Consider the following 3722-nt stretch of genomic DNA (forward strand, 5'->3'; position numbering starts at 1 on the left):
TAGTTCCTGCTCCTTTTCTTTCGCCCATACGCCGAACTCCACCCAATCTTCGGGGGTAGGTTCCGGTTGCAGATTCGGTTCCGGTGTTTCGGTCGTCTGCTGTTGCACCCGTCGTCGGATACTTTCGAGCGTTCCCGTAACATTCATATACCGCCCCATATCGAGGCGTTTGTAGAAGTCCTCCGAGAGCATACGGCGCAGATCTGCGCCGATACCCTCCGCACCGCCCTTATGCAGATAGACCATTGCGGGCTTGCCGTAGGGATCGGTGTCTTGCATGGCTTTCGTATGGACGATATGTGCCCTGTCGAGAAAGAGGCCATTTATGATGATACCAGATTCCAACAAAACGGAGCCGAAAAACTTATGATCCTGTTCCGTGAACCGCTCTTTACGGGCATTTTTTTGCAGGATAATAAGGTCGCTGCCGACCTCCGTTCCGGCATTGTCGGTAAAGAGGTTGTTCGGCAGCCGGATGACCGATACCGGATCGGCATGGCGGAGCATCTCGCGGCGTATTTCTTCGTTCTGCGGTGAGTTCAGCACGCCCTGCGAGGTGATGAACGCCACGATGCCGCCGTCGCGGACGGCATCCAGCCCTTTGAGGAAAAAGTAGTTGTGGATGGCTTTGGTCGCGGCGCGGCGTCCGGGCGTTTCGCTTGCCGAGAATGCCGGATCGAACACCGCCACATCCCCGAACGGAATGTTGGAGGCCGCCACGTCGAAATAGCCCTCGAAAGGTTTTTCGATGCGCTCGAATCCCTCCGTCCGCACTTTCTTGTCGGGATAGAGGTGCGAGAGGATTTTACCCGTCAGGAGGTCTTTTTCAAAGGCCATTACGTCTGCATCGGCATTGCGACGTGCGAATGCCTCGACAAATGCCCCGTGCCCTGCCGACGGTTCCAGCAGGCGGCGCGGACGCACATGGTAGTCGTGCAGCACGTCGGCCAGAGCCTCCGTAACAGCCGCCGGGGTGTAGAACGCCGTCAGCACCGAACTTTTCAGGCTGTCGATATAGCGTTTATACTCACCGTTGTTCGCGCTGTTCTCGTGGATCAGGCGGTGCAGCTCCGCCGTCATGGGGAACAGTTCGAGGTCGGATTTCGCCCATTGCACGGCATCGGTCAGATCGGAGGCCGGGTTGAGAATACATTTCAACCCTCCGAAACCGCAGAAGCGGGCAAGCCGCTCCCTTTCGTCGGGAGTGGCCGCCCGCTGCGCCTTGTCTAAGTCGAACGCCGTGCGTATCGCCTCGATATTGTCCCGCAGCTTGGTTTTACGGTTAAATGCCATCTTCTTCCAGCAGGATTGAAATGGCTCCCGTCAGCTCCGTGTAGAGCTGCTCGTATTCGGGCGAGAAGGCGAAATCGTCCGAGAGGGGGTATTGTGAGAAGATACCCTCCAGAGAGGGCTGTAATTTCAGGGCGACGTCAGGGGCTTCGCTCTGCGCCACCTCATCGGCAAACTCATTCCAGAGTACTTCGATAATCGTGTCGTAGCGGGAGAAGTGAAGCCCGTCCAACAGAGCGGCCATCGCCAGCTCATGCGCCCCTTCGGGCAGATACCCTTCGCGCCGCGCCTGCTCGAATGCGTCGGCGGCACGGTCGGCGCGGCTTTCGATAAAGGCCGCATCGCCCGCCTTGTCGGGGTGGTTCTCTTTGAGATAGGATAACAGGTAAAGCCCGTAGTAGGATAGCTCCGTAGGCTTGTTGTTCTGATTCATAAATACTGTGGATTTAGTGGATTATAAAAGCGGATAGACGAAAAAGGCACTCAACGTCCCCGTCGAGTGCCACCACTAAATCCACAGAGAATAAATCGGTATCGGCTATCGGGATAGCAAGAACAATCTATTTCCGTGTATTCAGTGGCGAATATACGCATTATTTCTTTCTCTTGGGTTTTCGTTGCTCGTTTTTGGTTTCGGGAAACTCGAAAACGGTGTTGAAATCCGCATCGAATGCGACGATGGCCGAAAAGGCCTTGCCCTGCTTGCTGTTGAAGCCCCGGATCACTCCGGTGCGTCCTTTGGTGAGCAACTCGGTGATCTCGGCATCGGAGAGCGTCTTTCCGGCCTTGATGCGGAACACGGGCAGCCCGCACGCGGCGTTGTCGCAGCGCACGACCTTTCCGAAGAACTGCATCCGTCCCGTCTTGCACTTGGGGCAGATACAGTCCGAACCCTTATGCGTAAAGAGTTTTTCCGAGGTCAGCAGCTCCGAGGTAATCTCGGCGGTGTACCGCTCGATTTGTCCCCGAAATGCTTCGGCACGCAGCTCGCCCCGCTCGATCTTGGCGAGTGCCGCCTCCCATTCTCCGGTCATCTCCACGTCGGCGATGCGCATCTGCCTCACGACCGAGTAGAGTGCCAGCCCTTTCTCGGTCGGCAAGAGCGACTTTTTCTGCCGCACCATGTATTCCCGTGAAAAAAGAGTTTCGATGATGGCCGCACGGGTGGCCGGAGTGCCGATGCCGCACGCTTTGAGCGACTGCCGCAACTCCTCGTTTTCGATCTCTTTGCCTGCGGTTTCCATTGCCGCCAGCAGCGAGGCTTCGGTATGCAGCGGCTTGGGCTTGGTCTTGCCCTCGGTCAGCGAGCAGCCGCCGACGGCAAGCGTCGTGCCCTCCGTCCATTCGGGCAGTACGGTATCTTCCGTTTCCTCGCCGTAGATGCCGCGCCATCCCGCCTGACGGACGATAGCCCCTTTGGTGGTGTACTCCACTCCGTCGCAGGTCGCCGTAACCGTCGTTACGTCCTTGATACACGGCTCGGAGAACGCTTCGAGCATACGCCCGACGATCATATCGTAAACGGTCTGCTCGTCGGCGGAGAGCAGCTTCGGCCTTACGTCCGTAGGCAGCAGCGCATGGTGGTCGGTAACCTTGCCATCGTCCACGCTGCGGCGCGTCGGGGTTTCACCCAAAAGAGCAAGACGTCGGCTCCATGCGGGATTGTTTTTCAGCGTCAGCAGCAAGGCCGGAATCTGTGCGAACACGTCTTCGGGGATGTAGCGGCTGCCCGTGCGGGGATAGGTAATTGCTTTCGCCTCGTAGAGCTTTTGGGCAATGGAGAGCGTCTTGTCTGCCGAAAACCCGTGCTTGGTGTTCGCCTCCTTTTGGAGCGTCGTCAGGTCGTAGAGCAGGGGCGGTTCCTGCACGGTTTCCTTACGCTCGATTTGCGTAACGGTGGCCGCACCCTGTGCTTTAAGCGACCGGTAAGCAGCCTCGGCAGGGGCTTTCTCTTTCCATTTCTCGGCGGAGGAGAATTTCACCGCCGCATCGGCCTCGGCTCCGGGTGTGGCGAAATGCGCCTGCCAAATGGTTTCGGGCGTGAAACGCTTGTTTTCGAGGTAGCGTTCGCAGACCATCGCCAGCGTGGGCGTCTGTACGCGACCGAGCGAATACGTCCCGCGTCCGGCGGCTATCGTGATGGCTTGCGTGGCATTGATCCCCACCAGCCAATCGGCCTCGCTGCGGGCTTTGGCCGCGTAGTAGAGGTTGTCGTACTTTGCGCCGCTCTCGATACGTTCCAGCCCCTCGCGGATGGCTTTGTCCGTGAGCGAGCTGATCCAGAGGCGGTCGAACGGCGTGGCGCAGCCGATATACTCGTACAGGTAGCGGAAGATCAACTCGCCCTCGCGTCCGGCGTCGGTCGCCACGATGATGCGTTCGCTCTCGCGGAACAGCCGCGCGATGACCTTGATTTGCGCCGCCACGTCGCT

Annotated in this window: 3 protein-coding genes; all 3 read right to left on the minus strand. The window is 58.4% G+C overall.

Annotation, left to right across the window (positions count from 1 at the left end; translation table 11 throughout):
* On the minus strand, positions 1-1293 hold a 1293-nt coding region (locus ACMQ11_RS04350; RefSeq protein WP_418991490.1), incomplete at its 3' end, for an N-6 DNA methylase.
* On the minus strand, positions 1283-1723 hold the full coding sequence (locus tag ACMQ11_RS04355; RefSeq protein ID WP_418991491.1) for a DUF1896 family protein: 441 nt from the start codon (positions 1721-1723) through the stop codon (positions 1283-1285). The genes ACMQ11_RS04355 and ACMQ11_RS04350, both read right to left, overlap by 11 nt.
* A 160-nt stretch (positions 1724-1883) precedes the next feature.
* A partial coding sequence (locus ACMQ11_RS04360) for a DNA topoisomerase (protein WP_418991492.1) occupies positions 1884-3722 on the minus strand: 1839 nt, incomplete at its 5' end.

It is taken from the genome of Alistipes sp. (genome assembly GCF_048465575.1).
Taxonomy (GTDB): domain Bacteria; phylum Bacteroidota; class Bacteroidia; order Bacteroidales; family Rikenellaceae; genus Alistipes.